At 46.9% G+C, this 15521-nt stretch carries 19 protein-coding genes; 15 read left to right on the top strand and 4 right to left on the bottom strand.

Going from position 1 to position 15521, the window contains the following annotated elements:
* Positions 1 to 60: 60 nt before the first annotated feature.
* The 15 genes from GO013_RS07220 (at position 61) to GO013_RS07150 (ending at position 12397) form a co-directional block, all read left to right on the top strand.
* A complete protein-coding gene (locus tag GO013_RS07220) occupies positions 61 to 1698 on the top strand; it encodes a CTP synthase (RefSeq protein ID WP_163809644.1) in 1638 nt (545 codons plus the stop codon).
* A 3-nt stretch (positions 1699 to 1701) separates the two neighbouring features.
* Entirely contained in the window at positions 1702 to 2508 is an 807-nt protein-coding gene (gene kdsA / locus GO013_RS07215) for a 3-deoxy-8-phosphooctulonate synthase (RefSeq protein ID WP_163809642.1), read from the top strand.
* Positions 2498 to 3025 carry an HAD hydrolase family protein gene (locus GO013_RS07210; protein WP_163809640.1) on the top strand — a complete coding sequence of 176 codons (528 nt, stop codon included), beginning with the start codon at positions 2498 to 2500 and terminating at the stop codon, positions 3023 to 3025. Before kdsA ends, GO013_RS07210 begins: the two co-directional genes overlap by 11 nt.
* Positions 3025 to 3642: an LPS export ABC transporter periplasmic protein LptC gene (lptC, locus tag GO013_RS07205; protein WP_163809638.1), complete on the top strand. Its 618-nt coding sequence runs from the start codon at positions 3025 to 3027 to the stop codon at positions 3640 to 3642. The genes GO013_RS07210 and lptC overlap by 1 nt, the downstream gene beginning before the upstream one ends.
* Positions 3643 to 3649: 7 nt before the next feature.
* A complete protein-coding gene (gene lptA / locus GO013_RS07200; RefSeq protein ID WP_163809637.1) occupies positions 3650 to 4504 on the top strand; it encodes a lipopolysaccharide transport periplasmic protein LptA in 855 nt (284 codons plus the stop codon).
* The gene (gene lptB, locus GO013_RS07195; protein ID WP_163809635.1) at positions 4505 to 5230 is read left to right on the top strand and encodes an LPS export ABC transporter ATP-binding protein; all 726 of its coding nucleotides are present in this window, start codon (positions 4505 to 4507) and stop codon (positions 5228 to 5230) included.
* A 237-nt stretch (positions 5231 to 5467) separates the two neighbouring features.
* Entirely contained in the window at positions 5468 to 6877 is a 1410-nt protein-coding gene (gene rpoN, locus GO013_RS07190; RefSeq protein ID WP_163809633.1) for an RNA polymerase factor sigma-54, read from the top strand.
* Between the two features lie 35 nt (positions 6878 to 6912).
* Positions 6913 to 7455 carry a ribosome-associated translation inhibitor RaiA gene (raiA, locus tag GO013_RS07185; RefSeq protein ID WP_163809630.1) on the top strand — a complete coding sequence of 181 codons (543 nt, stop codon included), beginning with the start codon at positions 6913 to 6915 and terminating at the stop codon, positions 7453 to 7455.
* A gap of 3 nt (positions 7456 to 7458) precedes the next feature.
* A complete protein-coding gene (locus tag GO013_RS07180) occupies positions 7459 to 7908 on the top strand; it encodes a PTS sugar transporter subunit IIA (protein WP_163809628.1) in 450 nt (149 codons plus the stop codon).
* A gap of 18 nt (positions 7909 to 7926) precedes the next feature.
* A complete protein-coding gene (gene rapZ / locus GO013_RS07175; RefSeq protein WP_163809626.1) occupies positions 7927 to 8808 on the top strand; it encodes an RNase adapter RapZ in 882 nt (293 codons plus the stop codon).
* Positions 8809 to 9249 carry a PTS sugar transporter subunit IIA gene (locus GO013_RS07170; RefSeq protein WP_343219543.1) on the top strand — a complete coding sequence of 147 codons (441 nt, stop codon included), beginning with the start codon at positions 8809 to 8811 and terminating at the stop codon, positions 9247 to 9249. It abuts the gene before it with no gap.
* A gap of 9 nt (positions 9250 to 9258) precedes the next feature.
* The gene (locus GO013_RS07165; RefSeq protein ID WP_163809625.1) at positions 9259 to 9723 is read left to right on the top strand and encodes a PTS sugar transporter subunit IIB; all 465 of its coding nucleotides are present in this window, start codon (positions 9259 to 9261) and stop codon (positions 9721 to 9723) included.
* Between the two features lie 13 nt (positions 9724 to 9736).
* Positions 9737 to 10417, top strand: a complete 681-nt coding sequence (locus GO013_RS07160; protein ID WP_343219546.1) for a PTS sugar transporter subunit IIC — start codon at positions 9737 to 9739, stop codon at positions 10415 to 10417.
* Positions 10418 to 10508: 91 nt separating this feature from the next.
* The gene (locus tag GO013_RS07155) at positions 10509 to 11429 is read left to right on the top strand and encodes a manganese-dependent inorganic pyrophosphatase (protein ID WP_163809623.1); all 921 of its coding nucleotides are present in this window, start codon (positions 10509 to 10511) and stop codon (positions 11427 to 11429) included.
* Between the two features lie 188 nt (positions 11430 to 11617).
* The gene (locus GO013_RS07150) at positions 11618 to 12397 is read left to right on the top strand and encodes a transporter substrate-binding domain-containing protein (RefSeq protein WP_163809621.1); all 780 of its coding nucleotides are present in this window, start codon (positions 11618 to 11620) and stop codon (positions 12395 to 12397) included.
* A gap of 117 nt (positions 12398 to 12514) precedes the next feature.
* Here the strand turns inward: GO013_RS07150 and dapA are convergent, their stop codons facing one another.
* The 4 genes from dapA to GO013_RS07130 all read right to left on the bottom strand — a co-directional run bounded on the left by dapA (position 12515) and on the right by GO013_RS07130 (position 15516).
* The gene (gene dapA, locus GO013_RS07145) at positions 12515 to 13396 is read right to left on the bottom strand and encodes a 4-hydroxy-tetrahydrodipicolinate synthase (protein WP_163809618.1); all 882 of its coding nucleotides are present in this window, start codon (positions 13394 to 13396) and stop codon (positions 12515 to 12517) included.
* Positions 13397 to 13432: 36 nt separating this feature from the next.
* Positions 13433 to 14137, bottom strand: coding sequence for a hypothetical protein (locus GO013_RS07140; RefSeq protein ID WP_203529439.1), 705 nt, complete (start codon positions 14135 to 14137; stop codon positions 13433 to 13435).
* Positions 14138 to 14294: 157 nt separating this feature from the next.
* Positions 14295 to 14570: an HU family DNA-binding protein gene (locus GO013_RS07135; RefSeq protein WP_163809614.1), complete on the bottom strand. Its 276-nt coding sequence runs from the start codon at positions 14568 to 14570 to the stop codon at positions 14295 to 14297.
* Between the two features lie 136 nt (positions 14571 to 14706).
* The gene (locus GO013_RS07130) at positions 14707 to 15516 is read right to left on the bottom strand and encodes a MinD/ParA family protein (protein WP_163809612.1); all 810 of its coding nucleotides are present in this window, start codon (positions 15514 to 15516) and stop codon (positions 14707 to 14709) included.
* Positions 15517 to 15521 lie beyond the last annotated feature (5 nt).

Here is a 15521-nt window from a genome sequence, read left to right as displayed (position 1 = left end):
CAGAAGGTTGATCATAATATATTCAGATAATTCAAGCAGAAAGAAGGGGCTTTTTTTCGTATGAAAACCAAATTCATATTTATTACCGGCGGTGTTCTCTCATCTCTGGGCAAGGGACTTTCCGCCGCATCTATTGGCGCGCTTCTCCAGGCACGTGGTTTGAAGGCGACAATTCAGAAGCTCGATCCATATATTAATGTTGATCCTGGAACGATGAATCCTTTTCAGCACGGTGAAGTGTACGTCACGGATGACGGCGCGGAAACCGATCTCGATCTCGGCCACTATGAGCGGTATCTCGGTACCGCATTGAGCCAGCAGAATAACTACACCTCAGGTTCAATCTATAATTCCGTTATTCAGAAAGAACGTCGTGGCGACTACCTTGGCGGCACGGTACAGGTCATCCCTCACATTACGGATGCGATTAAGGAAGCGGTTATCAACCTGCCCAACGGCGAGGATGTCGTTCTCATCGAGATCGGTGGAACCGTCGGTGATATCGAAGGGCAACCTTTCCTTGAGGCTATCCGCCAACTCAAGAACGATTTGGGTAAGGAAAATGTCCTGTATATCCATCTGACCTTGGTCCCGTATTTGAAAGCCGCTGGCGAACTGAAAACCAAGCCCACGCAGCATTCGGTCAAGGAATTGCGGAGTATCGGTATTCAGCCGGATATCATCATCTGTCGTTCGGAAGAAAAACTCGAAAACAATTTGAAACGCAAAATCGCGTTGTTCTGTGATGTTGACGAAGACGCTGTTTTTACGAGTGAAGACGTCAAATCCATTTACGAAGTGCCGCTGCATTTTTATGAACAGGGCGTTGACCAGAAAATTGCTATTTTGTTGAAGTTACCTGCACGTAATGCTGAATTGTCTCCGTGGGTGAATCTTGTCCACACCCTGTACAATCCCAAAGGCTCGGTAAAGATTGGTATTATTGGTAAATATGTCGATTTGACAGAAGCATACAAGAGCCTGCATGAAGCGTTGATCCACGGTGGTGTTGGCAATGAGGTCGCCGTTGAACTGGAGTACGTGAATTCTGAAAAAGTGAATGCCAAGAATGTCGAGAAAAAACTGCAAGGCCTGGATGGTATCCTGGTTCCTGGTGGTTTTGGTGCTCGTGGAGTGGAAGGAAAGATTCTCGCCATTCAGTATGCTCGTGAAAACAAGGTGCCTTTCTTTGGAATTTGCCTCGGCATGCAGTGCGCCTGTATCGAGTTCGCCAGAAATGTTATCGGTCTGGAAGATGCCAACTCCGAAGAGTTTGATTCCAAGACGCCGAACAATATCATTTATCTGATGAAAGAATGGTATGATTTCCGGACCAAGAAAACGGAAACTCGGTGTGAAGATTCTGAAAAAGGCGGCACCATGCGTCTTGGTTCTTATCCGTGTAAATTGAAAAAAGACACGGTTGCGTATGCTGCGTATAAAACTGAAAAAATTAATGAACGCCACCGGCATCGTTTTGAATACAACAATGCATTCATCCCGCAGTTTGAAGAGCACGGTATGGTTCTGTCCGGGACAGCACCGGATGAATCGCTCATGGAAATTGTGGAACTTCCGGATCATCCGTGGTTTTTGGGGTGTCAGTTCCATCCGGAATTTAAGTCCAATCCCATGAATCCGCATCCGTTGTTCCGTGATTTTATCAAAGCAGCCAAGGATGAGAAGGGCAAAAAATAATCTATGGTCAATTTGTACCAAACCAGCCGGTCCGGCCCGTTTATTCTGGCCGGACCCTGCGCTATCGAAAGCCGGGAAATTGTGCTCCGAACTGCGGGTACATTAGCGGAATTGGCAGCAAAACTGGATCTTCCACTCGTCTTCAAAAGTTCTTTTGATAAGGCGAACCGGACGTCCGTGACAAGTTTTCGCGGTCCAGGCATGGAAAAAGGGTTGGAAATACTCGCAGAGGTCAAGAAAATCACAGGCTTGCCTGTGGTGACTGACATCCATCATCCAGAGCAGGCCGCGCCTGTTGCCGAAGTCGCTGATGTCATTCAAATTCCGGCTTTTTTATGTCGTCAAACCGATTTGCTTGTTGCTGCCGCAAAAACCGGCAGGGTCATCAATATCAAGAAGGGGCAGTTCCTGGCCCCGTGGGACATGAAAAATGCGGTGGAAAAGGTCCGCGCTTCAGGCAACGAACAGGTTTGGTTAACGGAACGTGGGTCCACATACGGGTATAACAATCTGGTGGTGGATATGCGATCCATTCCGCAGATGCAGAGCTTTGGAGTTCCTGTGGTCATGGATGCCACTCATTCGGTGCAATTGCCCGGTGGGTTGGGCGGAATGTCTGGTGGACAGCGTGAGTATGTCGCGATTCTCGCTTCGGCTGCGGTTTCGGCCGGGGCCAATGGCGTGTTCATGGAAGTGCATCCCGATCCGGATAATGCGTTATGTGATGGGCCGAACAGCCTGCATCTCAGCACTGTTGAAAAACTTTTAGTGCGTTTGAAAGCCTTGTGGGAGTTGAACCGTGAAGGATAGCGCGGCAGTGCTCGCACAAAACGTCAAGCTCTTGATTCTTGACGTCGATGGTGTCCTAACTGACGGTGGCCTGTATTATGGCGACCAGGGATTCATCATGAAACGATTTCATGTTCAGGATGGATTGGGCATAAAATTGGCGCAAGCCGTAGGACTTGAAATTGCGGTAATCACGGGACTCAATCAAAAACCTGTTGAAAAACGGGTTCGGGAATTGGGGATCACGCATTATTATGCAGGGAAGCATGATAAGGCACCTTTGGTGCAAGAAATATGTGAAAGTATTGGGATTTCAGTCTCTGAAGCTGCCTTTATGGGCGATGATTGGATTGATCTTGGTGCCATGAGTACTGTCGGTTTGGCCATGAGTGTGCCCAATGCTGTTTCTGAAACCATTGAAGCGGCGGATTGGGTTGCTTCCCGTGCTGGAGGAGAAGGGGCTGTCAGAGAAGCCATTATGTTCATCCTCGAAGCCCGGGGCCTCAAGGACGCGGCATTGCAGCAGTGGATCAAGTAATGAAACGGCGTCCTACGCTCATAATTCTTTTGATTTTTGCCATTGGTCTTGTTGCCGGGCTGACGATCAACGCTGTTTTTTTTGCTGATCCGATTATCGAGCACGAGGCCTTGCAGACAGAAGGTTCCAAATCACGCCAACGTTTGCTGGAAGAAGCGAATGTCGTTGCCAAGGACATTGAACTTGTTCAAGGTAAACAGGGAAGCCTGACGTGGAAATTGCTCGCAAAAACGGCAAAATATAATCAGGAAAGAGGGTTGATCGGTGTCGAAACGCCGCAGTTGACGGCTTTTTTGGGCACGGATCGTAAAGAAGTCTATGTCCGGTCTGATCGTGGAGAAGTCGATCAGGCCAATGACAATCTGACATTGTATGATAATGTTTCCGGACGATTCGGGACACTGGCCCTGGATGCGCAGCAACTTGATTATGTTGGTGCAATCGATAAAGTGTATCTCAAGGGCGGGGTGACAGTTCGTCGTCCAGATTTGACCATTCAGGCCACGGCCCTGGAAATTGATCTTGTGACTCGACAGCTTGTGGCTGCCGGAGCTGTGACGGCTTTGCTTGCCCCCGAAGGGTTCGATACCAATTTGCCGGATGAAGATGAGGAGTGAGTCGTTCATGACAAAACGAGATATATTGGCCCTATTTTTTGGGGTGGCATTGTTGATTTTCCCTTCTACGGTCCAGGCTGGGGAATGGGGAGAGCTTCGAGAAGCCACTGTTAATCTCAATGTCCGGGAACGTCCTGACAAAGCGAGTGAGCATGTGCTGACTTTGACCAAAGGACAACGGGTCAAAGTTGATTTTATCAAAAATGGATGGGCAGCAGTTTTTAATCCCACCGAAGCGGTTCGGGAAAAGAAAAAAGCCATAGGATATTCCAATATCAAATTCTTGGAGCCAGTTGAAGAGACCGTGCTGTCTCAGGTTGAAAAACAACAACAGGCTCAAACCGTTTCTTCCACGGAAAAAGGAGAGGGTAAGGTCAAGGCCCCCGTTGTCGCGGCACCTCGGGAAGATGCCTCAAAAATTGGAATCGATCCAAGCAAAATGCCGGTCAAAATTACTTCTGACCGGATGACGTATGACGAGACCGGAAAGGTTGTTTCGTTTGTGGGGAATGTTGTTGCCGAGCATGGACAACTTACGTTGTGGGCCGATTCCTTGTCTGCATATCTTTCTTCCAAAACCGGCAAGAAATTGACCGCGGACAGTGTTGATCGCATCATTGCAGAGGGAAATGTCAAAGCCAAGAAAGGTACATCGGAAGGTACCTGTGGCAAACTCACGTATTTTGTCACAGAACAAATGTTGCAAATGGAGCAGAACCCTTTGTTGCAGGACGGTCCTAATAGTCTGACCGGCGAAATTATCAAATTTGATATCAAAGACAATCGATCTGAAGTGGTGGGTGGAACCGGGCAACGGGTCAAGGCTATTTTCATGACACCTGGCAACATGAAGGTGCAATAAATGGAAAAAGGACTCCGGGCGACAAATCTTTCCAAACGGTATGGCCAAAAAGAGGTCGTGCACGGCATCAATCTGGAGCTGAATCCTCAAGAGGTTGTAGGGCTACTCGGTCCGAATGGCGCGGGAAAGACAACGACATTCTATATGCTTGTGGGCATTGTCGAGCCAAATACCGGCAATGTGACTTTGAGCGGCATAGATTTGACGGAAAAACCGCTTCATGAACGGGCTCGAATGGGAGTGAGTTATCTTCCACAGGAAAGTTCCATTTTCAAAAAGCTAACTGTCCGACAAAATTTGGAAATCATCCTTGAACAGACTTCATTGTCTGCCAAAAAGCAAATGGCCCGGGCCAATGAATTGATGGAGATGTTTACCATCACGAAATTGGCCGATCAGGCTGCCATGTTTTTGTCTGGTGGAGAACGTCGTCGGCTTGAGATTGCACGGGCTTTGATTCTTGATCCACAATTTATCCTTTTGGATGAACCGTTTGCAGGGATTGACCCCATCGCGGTCATTGATATTCAAGAAATTATTTCAGTCTTGAAAAGTATGGGAATCGGTATTCTGATTTCCGATCATAACGTGCGTGAGACGTTGAACATTTGTGACAGGGCATACCTTGTGTATGAAGGCAATGTTATTCTTGAAGGATCGCCTGAAGAAATTGTTCAAAACAGTCGTGCACGACAGATTTATCTTGGCGAGGACTTCAGCCTGTAATTCCCGCGTTTCAACTTTTACGCTTTCTCGATTTACAGTGTACCCAATCGTTGGTACACTTTTTCATGCTATTTCAATGCCACTATATAATGAATAGTAACGGCAGGTTATAACAATCTCCTTGCTTCGTTGTCGTAGGTGTGACATACTTAAATCAGAATCATAAAGGGAGAACCGGAACCTGCTTTGAACCCGGTGGATCAAACAAGACTCTATTAGCCTTTCGAGAAATACATTATGGGATTGGAACTTAGACAACAACTCAAGCTTTCTCAGCAATTGGTCATGACACCACAGTTGCAGCAGGCCATTAAATTGCTGCAACTCTCTCGTCTGGAGTTGCTTGAAACTGTTCAGCAGGAACTTCTGGAAAATCCTTTTCTTGATGAAAAGGAAACGGAAGCTGATGTTGCTGATGCGTCGGAAACGTTGACCGAATCCCAGGCTGAAGAAGAGTTGGTTCGTAATGCCGACTGGGAAAATTACCTGGGAGAATTTTCCAGCACTTCAAAACAGGCCACTGGTCGCGACGCCGAAATCCCCGAAGAAGGGATGTCTTTCGAGGCTCGTCTCGCTTCGAAGCCCTCTCTTGAGGGGCATATCAATTGGCAAATGCGGCTTTCCAATTTTACCGAACAGGAAATTGCGATCGGTGAAATGATTCTCGGTAATCTTGATTCAAATGGTTATTTGCAGGCCTCCACCGAGGATCTGCAATCCATGGTTGACGCGTCCAGCGAAGACATTGAATCAACCATTCTTCGGATCCAACGACTTGATCCTGTCGGGGTCGCTTCACGAACGCCACAGGAATGTCTGTTAGTTCAGATGGATGTCTTAGGATATGACGATCCCGTTCTTGTTTCGCTTGTCACCGACCATTTGGAAGATCTCGAAAAGAATCGGTATAAGCCTTTGGCTCGTAAATTCAAGATTTCCATGGAAGATCTCAAGTCCTATCTGGATTTAATGCAAACGCTTGACCCTATGCCCGGGACCAATTTTTCCAGCACCGAGCCGCATTATGTCAGCCCGGATGTCTTCGTGTACAAGTATGGTGACGATTTCATCATCATTTTGAATGAAGACGGATTGCCACGATTACAGATGAACGCCTTTTATATGGATTCCATGAAAGGGGCCGCACACAAAGAAAAAGAATATTTTCAAGAAAAAATGCGGTCTGCCGCATGGCTGATGAAAAGTCTGTACCAGCGTCAGAGAACATTGTACAAAGTGGTTGAGAGTATTGTCGGTTTTCAACGAGATTTTTTTGAAGAAGGCGTGACAAAACTCAAACCATTGATCCTCAAGGAGGTCGCCGAAGATATCGAGATGCATGAATCCACCGTGAGCCGGATTACCACGAGTAAGTATGTTTCGACTCCACATGGCATTTATGAGCTGAAGTTTTTTTTCAACTCAGCCTTGGATTTGGACGATGGGTCACAAGTGGGTTCAGAGAGCGTCAAGGCGCTCATCAAGAAAATGATTGCAGATGAAGACTCGAAAAAACCTTTAAGCGATGAACGGATTGGTGATATTCTCAAGGAAGAACTCGAGGTTAATATCGCCCGACGCACTGTTGCAAAATACCGTTCCGCCATGGGCATTCCGTCTTCTTCAAAACGCAAGCAGTATTTCTAATCCTGTTTGCCGCACTCAAAACAAGGAGGCAACGTATGAACATCAGCTTCACTTTCAAGAACTTTGAGCCGTCCGATCATCTCAAAGGATACGCTAAGAAGCGGTTTGAAAAGGTAGCACGATACGTTTCCGATTCGGAAGCCGATTTGCAGGTCAACCTGCTGGTCGATAAATTTCGCCACAAGGCGGACGTCATTTTGAACTCGGATCGCATTCATATCTCCGCGTATGAAGCTTCGGAAGACATGTATTCCACCATTGACATGGTGTTGGACAAGTTGGAAGCTCAGCTGCGGAAGATGCGTGAAAAAATGAAAAGTCGCTCGAAAAAGGGCCGTGGAAACAAGATGGTCCACATGAATGTCCTTTCTTATGAGGATATGCCGAGTGATTCTGCGCCCACCATTGTCGGTACTGACGAATATGTTCCGAAACCGATGTCTGTTGATGAAGCCGCCATGCAACTCGATGCGCTTGAAAATGAATTCCTGGTGTTCCGTAATGCCGAAACTGAAGGCCTTAATGTCATCTATAAACGAAAAAATGGCGATTATGGTCTTATTGATCCTGGGTACTAGAAAATGAAACTTGGTGATTACCTGGCGAAGGACTGTGTCCTTCCCGAAATAGTATCCGAAACACGATCGGATACCTTGAAAGAACTTATCGCCCCCTTGGGCGCAAAATATCCAGAGATGGACACGGACCTCGCGGTTCGTGTCCTTCTCGAACGTGAAAAGCTGGGGACCACCGGCATTGGTGATGGCATTGCCATCCCTCATGGCAAAGTGGATGGCCTCGATGCCATGCATGTTATTGTGGGTCGAAGTCTCAAGGGAGTCGAATATGATGCCCTTGACCAGAAGCCATGTACCATCTTTTTCCTTGTTCTTGCCCCGGAAGAAGCCGTGGGCATTCACCTGCGAGTTCTTGCGCAAATTTCTCGGTTGTTGAAAGACGAGACGTTTCGTCGTTCTTTTTTAGAAGCCGAAGGACGTGACGAGTTGTGGGGACTGCTTAAAAGTGTTTAATCCAAAAAGGACTTCTTCGTGACGCCTTCCAATCCTTTTCCCGTTATCATTGTGACCGGGCTTTCCGGTTCGGGGAAAAGCACAGCCCTCAATGTATTTGAGGATCTGGGCTTTTTCTGTATTGATGGCTTGCCCTCGAAAATTTCGCCAAAGATTGCGGATCTTATTCTCAAATTCGATTCGCAATATCGTGGCTTGGCTCTCGGCATGGATTTGCGGCAGTTTGAATTCGTCGATGGATGGGACCAAGTCTTGGATGATTTCAGGGAACTTGGCATTACTCCACAGGTTGTCTTCCTTGAAGCTCGAATGAGTGAACTGGTGCGCCGGTATGCGACGACTCGTCGTCCGCATCCTTTGGAATATCGAAATCTTGGATTGGAACAGGCTCTTGAGCAGGAAAAGGAACTTCTCGAACCAGTGAGAGCCGGTGCAGCTTTGGTTCTTGATACAACCAATTATTCCATTCATGACCTTCGGCGCGTTGTTCAGACAAAATGGTCGGCTATTGAAGAAGTCGGGCGCGGAATGCGGGTTCATCTTATTTCTTTTGGTTTCAAATATGGTGTTCCGTCCGAAGCTGATTTGGTCTTTGATTTGCGATTTTTGCCAAATCCCTATTTTGAAGAGAATCTTCGGTCGCTTTCCGGACAAGACAAGGCCATTGCCGACTATGTACTTCACAGCAAGGTCGGGGGAGAATTCAAAACACGTTTTCTGGATTTCCTGACGTATATGCTTCCACTCTATGCGGATGAGGGACGATATCGAATGACTGTCGCTCTCGGATGCACCGGAGGACGCCATCGGTCTGTTTCTGTTGGAGAGTCCGTGCTGGTGGCCCTGAAGAAAAAAGGGTATACTGTTTCAATTGAACATCGACATATGGAACTTGGGTAAATGATGGCTGTAAAGTCTGATAAAAAAGAAGCAATGGTCGGCATCGTTTTGGTGACTCACTCCACTTTTGGAGCAAGCTTGCTGGATGCGGCAACAATGGTCATGGGCGAACAGAAAAACTGTTTGGCTGTGGGTGTTGATGTCGAAAAGAGCGTGGATGAGACCATGGAAGCTGTCAGGAAAGCCATTCAGACAGTGGAAACTGGCAAGGGGGTCGTCGCCTTGACGGATTTGTTTGGAGGGTCTCCAACCACCATGAGCCTTTCCCTGATGAAGTCAGAAAATCTTGAAGTTATCACCGGTGTCAATTTGCCGATGCTGGTCGCGACCATACAGTCACGCAAAATGAATTTGGATGCCTTGGCTGAAGCGGTCAAGAATGCTGGCCGCCAGGGAATTAAGGTCGCGGGCGCGATGCTGCGAAAAAAAACGAAAAAATAGGGTGTTGCCGTGATTCTTGCCCGTATAGATAACCGCCTGATTCACGGCCAGATTATTGAGACTTGGCTTCCGTATACTGGAGCTAAACATGTTGTTGTGGCCAATGATGAATTGGCGCATGACATTTTGCAACAGGAAATCATGTCTTTGGCCATCCCGCAAACAGTCGACAGCGTTTTTGTCGATGTTGACGACCTTCATGAAACCTTAGCGAAAATTGTGCCTGGCGGGGATCAGGTCATTATTCTTTTTTCCAGTTGTGCTGATGCGAGACGGGCGTATGAAGCCGGATTTGATTTTAATGTTCTGAATATTGGTAATGTTCATTACAGCCCCGGGAAAAAACAGATTTCTCCAAGTGTCGCACTATCCGATGAAGATGAAAATTGTCTTAAAATGCTCAATCGGAAAGGGGTAAAACTCGATTTTCGATGTGTTCCCAATGATCCGGTCCAGGTGAGGTTCGACTCATGATTATCCATACACAATTTACCTGGTTTGCATCTGTCGCTTTTTTTTTGCGCTCTTCTCTCTTTTTAGAAACGCCCTGAGCATAGGCTTTTTAGAACGGCCGCTTGTCCTGGGCTTTTTTTGGGGACTTTGGAGCGGAGATTTAACAACCAGTCTTTATATTGCCATATTTTTTGAATTGTTATGGCTTGATTTGCTTCCTGTCGGAACATTTATTCCGCCGCACCTGACTGCGGCCAGTTTCGCGGCGTTGTCCCTGACAACATATTTTGGATTGGAGCATCCTGCGCGTATCATGGGGGTGCTATTCGCAAGTATGCCGCTGGCCTGGCTCGGAACAAAAGTCGAAATGATCATCCGTGACCAAGAACAGGTGAGCTATAACCAATTGTTGAATTGGACAAGAAATCCCGAAAAATCGAACGTTCCTGGCACACTCATCATGAAATCCATGGTGCGTTCTTTTCTTTATTCCGGTCTTTCTTTTTTGGCGGCAATACTCCTCATAAAATACTGTTTGCAGTTTATTTTTTCTGTATATCCAGGATTCCTTTCCTCTATTGATGTCACTTGGACACACCTGTGGGTTGCTGCCTCGCTTGGCGGCTTGATGGCTCTTCGAGTGAAACGTGCGTATGCCATCTTGATGGTCGGCATGTGTCTTTTCGTCCTTTTCTTGGTTTGGAGCAGTTTTTAGCTTGGCAGTTCGGGTAGGTTGTGATATTCCTCACATTCTATTTCGAAGGCACATTCCCTGGTAAAGGACAATTCAATTAGGAGGACTTGATATGGCTATTTTGGTTGTTGGACACAAAAATCCCGATACCGACACTGTTGCTTCTGCAATTGCTGCCGCTGACCTGTATTCGAAACGAGGCATGGAAGCCAAGGCTGTGACGCAGGGCGAGATCGCTCCGGAATCTGTGTTTGTTCTCGAAAAATTTGGTTTCGCTGCTCCTGAAATCGTGGCCGACGCGACAGATCAGAAGATCATTTTGGTTGACCATACCGATATTTCCCAAACCATCGACAACCTTGATAAAGGTGAATTGGTTGCTGTGGTTGATCACCACAAATTGGGTGATGTCACGACCTCCGGTCCGCTGGAAATGTGGGTTTGGCCAGTGGGATGTACCGGAACTGTTTTGAAAAACATGTATGATTTCTACAATGTGGAAGTCCCCGCAAATATCGCAGGTATCCTGCTCTGTGCTATCTTAAGCGATACGGTCATGTTTAAATCCGTTACCTGTACCGAAGCTGATAAAGAAGCTGTTGCCGCACTTGCCAAGATCGCTGGTGTGGATGACGTTATGGCTTTGGGTATGGAGATGTTCAAGGTCAAATCCGCTGTAGACGGGGCTTCCCCGAACGAATTGGTCTTCCGGGACTACAAAGATTTCGACATGAATGGCAACAAAGTTGGTATTGGCCAGTTGGAAGTTGTTGATTTGTCTATGCTTGACGCTCATAAAGAAGCGCTTCAGGCTGAAATTGAAAAAGTCAAAGCAGACGGTCGCCACTCGGTTTTCCTGCTGCTGACTGATATCATGAAAGAAGGCTCTGAAATGCTTATTGCTTCTGATGACATCTCTGTCGTCGAAAAAGCGTTTGGCATTGCTCCTGAGGGAACCTCTGTGTATCTCGACGGCGTTATGAGCCGGAAAAAACAGGTTGCTCCCAATTTCATCAAGGCCTTTGAAGGGTAGTTGAAACGACTTGATTGAAGCGCAAAGTATGGGCCTGTCAGCAGCGTGCTGACAGGCCTTTTTTTTGCGAAATTTGACATTCTTGCTCTTCTTTTCACAAAGTGAACTGTGTGCTTGATTTCACAACCTGACAAAAATCATAATGTACTTGACTGCAAAAAAGTGTACTATTCTCTATGGTCAATAGTATGTACCACACGCAAAGCCTTTCTTTTGTCCTTCGATGTTGTTTGTACATCGTCTTTCTGTGGTGTGTCTTTTTTACTCCACAGGTTTGGGCAGAATCACCAAAATCTTTGATTATTTGCGGCGTTGCAAAAGGATTTCCTCCGTATCAATATCAATCAATGCATGATGAAGCGACAGGATTAGATGTGGATGTGATGCGAGCTCTTGCGAACCATTTGCACAAACCTGTTCTTTTTCAGCAGGCAACATGGAACGAGGTCATGACCCAGCTTCGGCTCAACAAAACCGATTGTATAGCGGGTATAGAAATTAATGCAAAACGACTGACTTATTTCGATTTTACCACTCCTTATTATATGCGAAAGGTTGTTGTTTTTGTGCGAGAGGACAACACGGAGATACACACAATTCATGATCTGCGTTGGCAGGTTGTGGCAGGGGACAGGGATTCTTTCGTGGAGGCCTATTTCAATGACATTGGTTTGAGAAGTCAGATTCGGTTATATCAAACTGAAAGCAAGGACAAATCTGTTCAAATGTTGAAAAAAGGAACTGTTGTTGCCATGATAGCTCCTTTGGAAGTGGGGCTTCATCTTGCCAAACGATATGCGATTAAAGTCAGAATTATTGAAAATTCAGACCCAGGATCACCTGTCGCCATTGCCGTTAAAAAAGGAAATAGCAAACTTTTACACCGCATTGAAGCTGCCTTGCAGATTCTGCGAGAAAGCGGAGAGCTTGATGCTATTATTACCAAATGGCGTCCTCAGAATCCGTAATAACGAAGAAAAAGGTGGATGAGCTATTTTAGTCGAGACAAAAAAAGGCGACCAAATGGTCGCCTTTTCAAGGAGATGACGAAAAAGCCCCAGCCTGACGGCTGGGGCTTTAAAATATCACAAAAGACCGGCTGTTTTGAGCACGGATTTCAGTTTGGGTTTGTTCTCGTCCTGCAAGGAAACGAGCGGCAGACGGAACTGTGCATTTTTGAAAATCCCCATCATCGCCAAAGCCGTTTTAACCGGAATGGGATTGGTTTCCATGAACATGGCACGGTTGACCGGAGCCATTTTCAAGCTCAAATCCAAGGCGGCTTCATGTTCATTATTGAAAAATGCTGCACACATATCGCTCATGGCACGCGGCATGATGTTGGAAACCACAGAAATGACGCCGACACCGCCAACAGCAAGAAGCGGGAGAACCGTAAAATCATCACCGGACAGCAAATTGAAGTCCTTTCCACACTGTTCAATGACTTGTGCGGCCTGATTCAAATTACCGGTTGCCTCTTTGACGGCGATTGCTTCAGGAACAGCGTCAACGATCATTTTCAGGTGTGCCGGCAACAAATTGAGCCCCGTACGACCTGGAACATTATAAATAACGAACGGCAAGGATACTTCAGCGGCAATAGCCTTGAAATGTTCTACAAGTCCTTGCGGAGTGGGTTTGTTGTAATACGGCGTAATTTGCAGAGCGGCATCGGCTCCGGCGTCTTTGGCCATCTGAGTCAGAGCGATCGCTTCCTTGGTTGAGTTGGAACCGGCTCCTGCAATCACGGGCACGCGGCCTTTTGCTTGCTCAACGCAAATTCGAATGATTCGCCCCTGTTCTTCATGCGTCAAGGTTGCTGCTTCACCCGTGGTTCCACATGGGACCAAGCCGTTAATTCCTTGCTCGATTTGCCAATCGATAAATTCTCTGTACGCTGTTTCATCGATTTCCCCATTCACGAATGGGGTCGAGAGGGCGGTATAGGCTCCTCTGAATTCCATAGTCATCTCCTTGTGTATCTGTAAACCGAATACGCACTACTCAAAAAAAGCAGCCACGTCCGGATTGTCAGCATAGGTGTCGTTCAGTCCTATTGAGGATGTGTTATAGTTCTTTGAGACGCTCCATGCAAACGAATTCTTGCGTGTAGGCCATTCGAATATCTGGACCTTGCAGAGACTTCGTCCTTTGTCATAAGGACGAACCCAAATACATCTGTCTTCAGCGAGAAGACGGCCATTGAGACCCGAACCACGGCCACTTCCCAAAAGCACGTCAGGGACATAACGAGAATTGTTCCGTAAATATTCATTTTCACCAAGCCACCCCCAATCGGATATTCCGACAACCAGTTGAACCTGTGGGGTAACCGATTTGATGGATTGTTCGATGTGCGTGATCAATTGTGTATTCGGGGTGTCCTCACCAGGAGGCAGGGAAGGAAATCGGACAAACGCGACTTTATCTCCCGTTTTCGTTGTCAGAAAAGTAACCGGTGCCTCGTCATGCGATTGTTGCCATGACGGACGCTGCATTCCTTTTTGAGCAAGTATGTCCTTTTCTTCTTTAGATACAAAACCGATGTCGTACTGCATGAACGAGTACGCCCGAATATGCGAACGAAGCACAGAGGTGGATGCAAGCGTGCCCTGAGGCCGCATGAATTCCCACGCTCCCGAAATGAGAAACAGCGATGGTGTGGATGCCCGAGCATCAAAAAAATACGTGGCCCGACGGGCCATGCCACCGAGGGTTTTACCTCCTCAGGATGGGCATGGACGTACCGAGCCATACGTATTTGCCGAATAAAGTAACGTCAGAACTGGATCTTTCGCCCACGCAGTTGCGCTCGCGAATATCCAGACTGCCACCAAAAGGCAATATGAAATTCGTCGCATCCTATTGGTTGATAAATTCTTTCAACTCTTTACCAGGACGGAAGAAGGGAAGTTTTTTAGGTTTGACCTGAACAACGGTACCGGTCTTGGGATTGCGGCCGGTATAGCCTTCATAGTCTTTTATCTTGAAGCTGCCGAAACCTCTGATCTCGACACGATCACCGCGCCGCAAGGCTTCTTTGACAGAATCGACGAAAGCGCCGACCACTTTGGTGGCCTCGTCAACGTGCATTTTTTTTTCTTCCGACAGAGCCTTGATTAATTCGCTCTTGTTCATAGTTTCCCCCTGAAACTTTGCTTGAATCGCACAGCCATGTTCAGGCTCTGCGAAAAAATGGAAATTATGTCACTCTCCAAAATTCTCACTAACTATGCCGAAAAATGGCTCTTTTCGTCAACCTTTATTTATCTTTTCATTCACTTTGAAATTTTTTCAAAATTGGTCGTTCCGCGATTCGTTCAGAATTGCCTTTTCGATATCGCATAATCTTTCTGGCAAGACTGAAAATATCCTTACTGGCCGGAGCGTTAGGAGCATATTTCATCAACGGCGTTTGGCGTCGCACCGATTCAACCAACGTTGTGTCTTGGTGCACAAAACCGAGGTTTTGCAATTCAATATGCAAAAAATTCTTGCAGGCCGCAGCAAGTCGATCGAATGTTTGTCGGGCTTCTTGCGCGCTTAAGGCTTGATTGACCACGACAAGAAAGTCCTTGATTCCATAGTGTGTGGTCAGAACTTTTATCATCGCGTAGCTGTCGGTCAAAGAGGTCGGTTCCGGGGTAATGACAACGACTCGAAGTTGAGCCAACGCTGCCAGTGACAAAACCGTCGGACTGATTCCAGCCCCGAGATCGAGCATGAGGTAATCATATCGTCCTGCTATGGTCAGGAGTTTTTTGAACAGAATATCTTGAACGTCCTCGTCCATTTCAACCAATTCAGGGACACCGCTGGTTGCCGGGAGCATGTCAAAACCGGATTCTATTGGAACGAGGACATCGGCAGCATCAACATCTGATTGAAGTAGATCCCGCAAATTCAGTTCGGGCGAAATGCCGAGCAGTACATCGAGATTTGCCAGACCAAGATCACAATCCATGAGGACGGCCGTATTATCAGCCTGCTGAAGGGCATATCCTAAATTGAGAACAATATTAGTTTTTCCCACGCCACCTTTACCGCTCATGATGGCAAGGCTGAGGGTTTTGTTTGTATTCATGGCCT

Source organism: Pseudodesulfovibrio sp. JC047 (assembly GCF_010468615.1).
In the GTDB taxonomy this organism is placed as follows: Bacteria; Desulfobacterota; Desulfovibrionia; order Desulfovibrionales; family Desulfovibrionaceae; genus Pseudodesulfovibrio.
The sequence above is the reverse complement of the archived record's forward strand: the minus strand, read 5'-3'. Positions and strand labels throughout refer to the sequence as shown.

What these genes read in the sequence shown, in the direction of transcription:
- GO013_RS07170 (WP_343219543.1), top strand. Translation starts at nt 8,809, where the DNA reads ATGATGGCTGTAAAGTCTGATAAAAAAGAAGCAATGGTCGGCATCGTT.
- lptB (WP_163809635.1), top strand. Translation starts at nt 4,505, where the DNA reads ATGGAAAAAGGACTCCGGGCGACAAATCTTTCCAAACGGTATGGCCAA.
- GO013_RS07140 (WP_203529439.1), bottom strand. Translation starts at nt 14,137, where the DNA reads ATGGCCCGTCGGGCCACGTATTTTTTTGATGCTCGGGCATCCACACCA.
- GO013_RS07150 (WP_163809621.1), top strand. Translation starts at nt 11,618, where the DNA reads ATGTACCACACGCAAAGCCTTTCTTTTGTCCTTCGATGTTGTTTGTAC.
- rpoN (WP_163809633.1), top strand. Translation starts at nt 5,468, where the DNA reads ATGGGATTGGAACTTAGACAACAACTCAAGCTTTCTCAGCAATTGGTC.
- GO013_RS07180 (WP_163809628.1), top strand. Translation starts at nt 7,459, where the DNA reads ATGAAACTTGGTGATTACCTGGCGAAGGACTGTGTCCTTCCCGAAATA.
- lptA (WP_163809637.1), top strand. Translation starts at nt 3,650, where the DNA reads ATGACAAAACGAGATATATTGGCCCTATTTTTTGGGGTGGCATTGTTG.
- GO013_RS07135 (WP_163809614.1), bottom strand. Translation starts at nt 14,570, where the DNA reads ATGAACAAGAGCGAATTAATCAAGGCTCTGTCGGAAGAAAAAAAAATG.
- kdsA (WP_163809642.1), top strand. Translation starts at nt 1,702, where the DNA reads ATGGTCAATTTGTACCAAACCAGCCGGTCCGGCCCGTTTATTCTGGCC.
- GO013_RS07155 (WP_163809623.1), top strand. Translation starts at nt 10,509, where the DNA reads ATGGCTATTTTGGTTGTTGGACACAAAAATCCCGATACCGACACTGTT.
- GO013_RS07220 (WP_163809644.1), top strand. Translation starts at nt 61, where the DNA reads ATGAAAACCAAATTCATATTTATTACCGGCGGTGTTCTCTCATCTCTG.
- raiA (WP_163809630.1), top strand. Translation starts at nt 6,913, where the DNA reads ATGAACATCAGCTTCACTTTCAAGAACTTTGAGCCGTCCGATCATCTC.
- GO013_RS07130 (WP_163809612.1), bottom strand. Translation starts at nt 15,516, where the DNA reads ATGAATACAAACAAAACCCTCAGCCTTGCCATCATGAGCGGTAAAGGT.
- dapA (WP_163809618.1), bottom strand. Translation starts at nt 13,396, where the DNA reads ATGGAATTCAGAGGAGCCTATACCGCCCTCTCGACCCCATTCGTGAAT.
- lptC (WP_163809638.1), top strand. Translation starts at nt 3,025, where the DNA reads ATGAAACGGCGTCCTACGCTCATAATTCTTTTGATTTTTGCCATTGGT.